This is a genomic window from Streptomyces sp. NRRL B-24085 (assembly GCF_001282115.1).
GTDB lineage: Bacteria > Actinomycetota > Actinomycetes > Streptomycetales > Streptomycetaceae > Streptomyces.
Genome location: NZ_LJBR01000208.1, coordinates 23,766 through 29,842, shown reverse-complemented (window position 1 = coordinate 29,842; position 6,077 = coordinate 23,766). Strand labels below are relative to the sequence as shown.

At 72.1% G+C, this 6,077-nt stretch carries 7 protein-coding genes; 6 read left to right on the top strand and 1 reads right to left on the bottom strand.

From position 1 onward, the window contains the following. The 6 genes from AOJ26_RS22620 to AOJ26_RS22595 all read left to right on the top strand — a co-directional run. A partial coding sequence (locus tag AOJ26_RS22620) for a DUF475 domain-containing protein (protein WP_159044363.1) occupies window positions 1-182 on the top strand: 182 nt, incomplete at its 5' end. A gap of 67 nt (window positions 183-249) precedes the next feature. Beyond that, on the top strand, window positions 250-1,008 hold the full coding sequence (locus AOJ26_RS22615) for a DUF4097 family beta strand repeat-containing protein (protein ID WP_053850163.1): 759 nt from the start codon (window positions 250-252) through the stop codon (window positions 1,006-1,008). Between the two features lie 227 nt (window positions 1,009-1,235). After that, window positions 1,236-1,475 (top strand): DUF5133 domain-containing protein, encoded by a 240-nt coding sequence (locus tag AOJ26_RS22610; protein WP_053850162.1) that lies wholly within the window; start codon window positions 1,236-1,238, stop codon window positions 1,473-1,475. 119 nt (window positions 1,476-1,594) lie between these two features. After that, on the top strand, window positions 1,595-3,253 hold the full coding sequence (locus AOJ26_RS22605; protein WP_053850161.1) for a catalase: 1,659 nt from the start codon (window positions 1,595-1,597) through the stop codon (window positions 3,251-3,253). Between the two features lie 87 nt (window positions 3,254-3,340). After that, complete coding sequence (locus tag AOJ26_RS22600; protein WP_053850160.1) at window positions 3,341-4,690, top strand: diacylglycerol/lipid kinase family protein; 1,350 nt, start codon at window positions 3,341-3,343, stop codon at window positions 4,688-4,690. Then, on the top strand, window positions 4,683-5,288 hold the full coding sequence (locus tag AOJ26_RS22595) for a phosphatase PAP2 family protein (RefSeq protein ID WP_053850159.1): 606 nt from the start codon (window positions 4,683-4,685) through the stop codon (window positions 5,286-5,288). Before AOJ26_RS22600 ends, AOJ26_RS22595 begins: the two co-directional genes overlap by 8 nt. Before the next feature lie 22 nt (window positions 5,289-5,310). On the opposite strand, the gene AOJ26_RS22590 is transcribed toward AOJ26_RS22595, so the two are convergent. Then, window positions 5,311-5,925 (bottom strand): hypothetical protein, encoded by a 615-nt coding sequence (locus AOJ26_RS22590; RefSeq protein WP_053850158.1) that lies wholly within the window; start codon window positions 5,923-5,925, stop codon window positions 5,311-5,313. Window positions 5,926-6,077 lie beyond the last annotated feature (152 nt).

Below are 6,077 nucleotides of genomic sequence, written 5' to 3'. Positions count from 1 at the left end.
ACGCGATCGGCGCCCTCGCCGTGATCCTCATGGTCACCATCCAGTACCAGATCAACGAGATCATCACCGGTCTGGTCGGCGTGATCCTGATCGGCTGGTCCTTCTGGTCCTCCGTGCGCCGCAACAAGGCACTGGCGGCGAGGGAGGGCGCGACGGAGACGGACACGGTCCCGGTGCCGTAGGCCCGGCCGTCCGCACCCGCCGGGCGCATCTGCCATGCCCACGGCGAACCGGGGCATCCGACGGGGTATGAAGGCGATCCCGACACGGCGCCTCACGCGCCTGATGCTGGTCCTGGTGTCCCTGCCCCTCGCCGGGGCGTGCAGCGACGATCACGACGGGGCCTCCGGCGGCCCGGGGACGGCGGGAGCGCTCCGGGTCGCGGGCTCCGGCGAACACGTGGTGATCGCCACCGACAACGGCCTGCGGCTGCGCCCGGCGGACGGCCGCGGCGTCACCGTCGACGACCGCGTCGACGCGCACTGGTCCCACCACGGCAAGGTGTGGACGCTCGACCTGTCGTGCCGGAACACGAGTGACGGCAGCTGTCCCCGGCTGCCGTACGTGGAGATCCCCGACGGCGTCCGCGTCACGGCCACCGCCCGCAACGCCGGCGTCGACGTGGCGGGCGTCGCCGCCGCCCTGGACGTCACCACCGTCAACGGCGACGTGACGGTGACCCGCTCCGGCCGTGAGGACGCCGACGTACGGCTGTCCACCCGCAACGGCTCCGTGCGCGCGGCGAGCGTCGAGGCGCGGCGGGTGCACGCGGCGACCACGAACGGCGACGTGGTCGTGGGATGTGCCGCGGTCCCGTCCGGCGTCAGCGCCACGACCGTCAACGGCTCGGTCGACGTCACCGTGCCCCACGACAGCCCGCCGTACCGGGTCACCGCGGCCACCGACAACGGCCGCGCCACCGTCTCCGTCCCCGTACGCGAGGCCGACCGCACCCACACCATGACGCTGACCACGGTGAACGGCGACGTCGACGCCCGCCGGGACTGACTCCCACCGGGCGCGACGGCCGCTGAAGGTGCAAGATGACAGGACTGGTTTGAGCTCGATTCGCCAGGGCATTCGGCGGTTCAGGTGCTTGGGATCACAGGCCCACCGCGGAAGCGGCCGAACGCGGCTCTCCTGGTGCGTGCCGCCGAGGCCTCTCCCGCAACAGTCCGAGTGACGTGGCGGACGCGACCGCCCGTACTCCCACTGCGCACATGGAGGAGCGAATCATGCTCATGGCCCACCCCGCCCTTCTCACCGACCTGCTCGAGCGCTACGAGGCGCTGCACGTCCTGCACGCGGAGGAGGGCAGCGAAGGGGCGCGTCAGCGCCTCGAGGACGTGTCCTACACGCTGTGCATCGCCACGGGCACCCGCGACATCGAGTCGGCCCTCGCCGCGGCCCGCCGTCAGCTGTCCGGCTCCCACGCCCGTCCCACCAAGGACGACTCGCTGGTGGCGGGCGCGTGACGTGAGTGGTGCGAGCCGATCGGGTACTCGGGTGCTCCGCCGAACACCGGCCGGAGGCTGCCCGCTGTGCCAGGGGCTGCCCCCAGCCGTGAACCCGAGAACCTAAGGAGCCCCCGATCATGACGGATGTGTCCGGTACCGGCCCCGCTCCGGCGGACGACCGCAAGGTGCTCACCAACCGCCAGGGCCACCCGGTCCACGACAACCAGAACCAGCGCACCGTCGGCGCCCGCGGGCCCGCCACCCTGGAGAACTACCAGTTCCTGGAGAAGATCAGCCACTTCGACCGGGAACGCATCCCCGAGCGCGTGGTGCACGCGCGCGGCGTGACCGCCTACGGGTACTTCGAGGCCTACGGCGCCTGGGGCGACGAGCCGATCAGCAGGTACACCCGGGCCAGGCTGTTCCAGGAGCGCGGCAAGCGCACCGACCTGGCGGTCCGCTTCTCCACCGTGATCGGCGGGCGCGACTCCTCCGAGGCCGCCCGCGACCCCCGTGGTTTCGCCGTGAAGTTCTACACCGAGGACGGCAACTGGGACCTGGTGGGCAACAACCTGGGCGTCTTCTTCATCCGGGACGCGATCAAGTTCCCGGACGTCATCCACGCCCTCAAGCCCGACCCGGTCACCTTCGAGCAGCAGCCGCGCCGCATCTTCGACTTCATGTCGCAGACGCCGGAGTCGATGCACATGCTGGTCAACCTGTTCAGTCCGCGCGGCATCCCCGCGGACTACCGCCACATGCAGGGCTTCGGCGTCAACACCTACAAGTGGGTCAACGCCGAGGGCGAGACCAAGCTGGTCAAGTACCACTGGATGCCCAAGCAGGGCGTCCGCTCGATGACCGAGGAGGACGCCGCCAACGTGCAGGCCGACTCGCTCGGCCACGCCACCAAGGACCTGTACGAGGCGGTCGCCCGCGGTGACTATCCGGAGTGGGAGCTCCTGGTCCAGATGATGGACGACCACGAGCACCCCGAGCTGGACTTCGACCCGCTGGACGACACCAAGACCTGGCCCGAGCAGGAGTTCCCGCCGAAGCCGGTGGGCCGGATGGTGCTGGACCGGATGCCGGAGAACTTCTTCGCGGAGAACGAGCAGATCTCCTTCGGCACCGGGGTCCTCGTCGACGGACTGGACTTCTCCGACGACAAGATGCTGGTCGGCCGGACCTTCTCGTACAGCGACACCCAGCGCTACCGGGTCGGCCCGAACTACCTCCAGCTCCCGGTGAACCAGGCCAAGAACGCCGAGGTGCGCACCAACCAGCGCGACGGGCAGATGACGTACCACGTGGACGGCGGCGGCGAGAACCCGATCGTCAACTACGAGCCGTCCATCACCGGCGGTCTGCGCGAGGCGGAGTACCCGACGCACGACGAACAGGGCCCGGAGATCCACGGCCGGCTCACCCGCAAGCGCATCCCCCGCACCAACGACTACCTCCAGGCGGGCCAGCGGTACCTCCTCCTGGAGGACTGGGAGCGCGACGACCTCGTCAAGAACCTCACCGGCATGCTCGCCCAGTGCGACCGGCCCGTGCAGGAACGCATGGTGTGGCACTTCCTGCTGGTCGAGAACGACCTCGGTCTGAGGGTCGGCGACGGCCTCGGCATCAGCCCCGAGGACGTGGCCGGTCTCGAACCCCTGGCGAGCCAGGACCTCACCGACGAGGACCGCAAGCGGCTGTCGAACCTCGGCAAGAACCCGCCGCGTGACGTCGAGGGTCTGACCATGACCCACTGCGTGCCGGACGAGCGGCACGTCGTGACCCGCTGAACAACCCGAGGGACCAGGACGGCACCGGCGGCGAGAGCACCGGCATGAGATCGTTGGGCCACCGATCCGTGAGAGGCGGCCCGAACGATGACAGAGGTGGAGCCGTACGGCTCCGGCACCGCGGCGCGGACGCTGGCCCGCCTGGCGCTGCTCTGCCTGGCGGGAGTGGTCGCGGCCGTGCTGGCCGCGGGGCAGTGGCTGCTCCTGCTGCTGGGCCTCGCGGGCCTCGCCCTGGCGGGCGCGGGCATCTGGTGGGCGCTGGCCCACCGGGGCCTGGCCCGTCTGTGCGGCGCCCTGCTGGCGGTGGCCTCGCCCGTCGCCGTCCTGGTCCTGTTCGCGGTGTCCGGCCTGTGGCCGTTCGCCGCGTCGGCGCTCGGGCTGTGGGTGGCGGCACTGGCCTGCGCCCGCAGCGCGCTGCGCAGGCTGCGCGCACCGCGTGGCACGCACTCCCGTCCGGTCCGGCCGCCCCGCCGACCGGTCCTGATCATGAACCCGCGGTCGGGCGGCGGCAAGGTCGGCGAGCACGCACTGGTCGAGCGGGCCGAGGCATTGGGTGCCCGGGTCGTCCTCCTCGACGTGGACGGCGACCCCGACCCGGCCGAGCTGGCCCGCCAGGCCCTCGCCGAGGGCGCGGACCTGCTCGGCGTGGCCGGCGGGGACGGCACGCAGGCCCTGGTGGCCGGGGTGGCCGCGGAACACGACGTGCCGTTCGTGGTGCTCGCCGCCGGGACCCGCAATCACTTCGCGATGGACCTGGGCCTGGACCGCGACGATCCGGCCGGCGGTCTGGAAGCCCTCACGCACGGTGTGGAGATCCGGGTCGACCTGGGCGACGTGGCGGGCCGGCCCTTCGTGAACACGGTCTCGTTCGGCACCTACGCGGAGATCGTGCAGAGCCCCGAGTACCGCGACGCCAAGGCGTCCACCACCCTCGACCTGCTGCCGGACCTGCTGGTCGGCGGGGCCGGAGCCCACCTGACCGCCACGGCGGACGGCCGGCTGCTCGACGCCCCGCACGCACTGCTGGTGAGCAACAACCCCTACGCGCAGGCCGGCCCGATGGGCGTCGGCCGACGGTCCCGCCTCGACGGGGGCCGGCTCGGTGTGATCAGCGTGCGCATCGAGGGCGCGGCCCAGGCCGCCGAACTGGCCCTGCTGGGGGAGCGGGCCCGTGGGATCACCTCGTCGACCTCGCGCCGGGTGACCGTCGAGGCCGACACGGAGACGATCCCGGTGGCCGTCGACGGGGAAGCACTGCTGCTGCCCCAGCCGGTCGTGTGCACCGTACGCCCCAAGGCCCTGCGGGTACGGGTACCGAGAGACCGTCCCGGTGCGCCGTACACTGCCCCGTCCGTCGACTGGCGCCGTGTCGTGCGCCTCGCCCTCGACCGGACTCCCTTCCCGGCCGTCAAGAACCAGGAGCAGAGCGATGCTTGACCGACCGCAGCGCGAACGGCGGACCTCCGGAGAGCTGTTGAGGGATCTCGCCGCCCTCGACCAGGCGCTGTACGAGGCCGTCACGGTCACCCGGACACCGGCCCTGGACCAGGCGCTGCGGCGGCTGTCGGCAGCGGCGGACCACTCCAAGATCTCGTTCACGATCGCCGGACTGCTCGCCCTGTGGCCCGGCCGGCCGCGGCGCGCCGCCGCCCTCGGCGTCGCGGCCATCGGTGTCGCCTCGGCGAGCGCGAACATGCTCGGCAAGCGTCTGGTGCGCCGGCCGCGTCCGCACCGCGCCGTGGACTCGCCGTTCCCGGGACGGCATGTGCCGATGCCCGAGTCCGCGTCCTTCCCCTCCGGGCACACGGCGTCCGCGGTCGCCTTCGCGGCGGCGGTCGGACCCGCGCTCCCCGTCGCCACGGTGCCGCTCGGCCTGCTGGCCTGCGCGGTGGGCTACTCGCGGATCCACACCGGCGTGCACTACCCGGGCGACGTGGTCGCCGGTGCCGTCCTGGGTACCGGCGCGGCGGCCGCGGTCCTCGCGGCCGCCGGACTGCAGGGAAACGGTCTGCGTCCCGCACGGTGGTCCCGCTGAACGGGCGCCCCGGGACGGCTGGTCAGTCCGACTGCCGGGAGCCGTCCTCAGCGGGCCCGGAGGCCTCGTCCGCGTCGGGCGTGGTGTAGAAGACCGAGGTCCCCTGCTTGGTGCGCTGGGCCTGGTTGCGCGCCACGAGTCCCTCGAGCGTGGTGCGTACGACGGTCGGCTTGATCGTGCGGTCCGGGTGCAGGCGGCCGAGTTCGGTGGATACCTCGGCCGCCGAGCGGGGCTCCTTCTGCCCCGCCAGATGCTCGCGGACCAGTTCGACGAGGGTGGGTCCGGAGCGTGTGGGCGACGCCTTCGCGGCCGTCTTCTTCGCGGTCCGCTCCCGGGCCGCTGCCGCGGCCTTGCGGGTGCCCGACCGCTTGTCCCGGCCGGTGCTCTTCTTGCGGGGAGCGGGCACCGCCGCGTCGGCCGGTGCGGGCGAGGAGACGGCCGGCGGCGGGGTGCCGAGCACCTGCTGGATGTTCAGCAGGACGGCGTGATCGTGCCGCAGAGCGGCCAACTGCCCCTGGAGCGCCTCGATCTCACCGCTGAGGCGCTCCTGTTCCTTGAGGTTGCGTTCGAGGTCACCGGCCACCTGGGTGCTGTACTGCGAGGTCAACTCGGTGGTGTCGGGAGCGGATTCGGACATGGGCTCGCACCTCTTCCTGGGCGGGGCGTGCCGTGTCGCCTGCTTCCGGATGTGCGGTGGCAGCTTCTGCCGCACGCCTATGTCGTAGTGATACTACGCAGGACACCTGTCTTGTTCTGCCCTTGTGCCGCACACGCGGACCTGCCCGTCCG

Bases quoted from the DNA above. Each gene is read 5' to 3' on its own strand.
- AOJ26_RS22610 (WP_053850162.1), top strand. From the start codon at position 1,236: ATGCTCATGGCCCACCCCGCCCTTCTCACCGACCTGCTCGAGCGCTAC.
- AOJ26_RS22615 (WP_053850163.1), top strand. From the start codon at position 250: ATGAAGGCGATCCCGACACGGCGCCTCACGCGCCTGATGCTGGTCCTG.
- AOJ26_RS22590 (WP_053850158.1), bottom strand. From the start codon at position 5,925: ATGTCCGAATCCGCTCCCGACACCACCGAGTTGACCTCGCAGTACAGC.
- AOJ26_RS22605 (WP_053850161.1), top strand. From the start codon at position 1,595: ATGACGGATGTGTCCGGTACCGGCCCCGCTCCGGCGGACGACCGCAAG.
- AOJ26_RS22600 (WP_053850160.1), top strand. From the start codon at position 3,341: ATGACAGAGGTGGAGCCGTACGGCTCCGGCACCGCGGCGCGGACGCTG.
- AOJ26_RS22595 (WP_053850159.1), top strand. From the start codon at position 4,683: ATGCTTGACCGACCGCAGCGCGAACGGCGGACCTCCGGAGAGCTGTTG.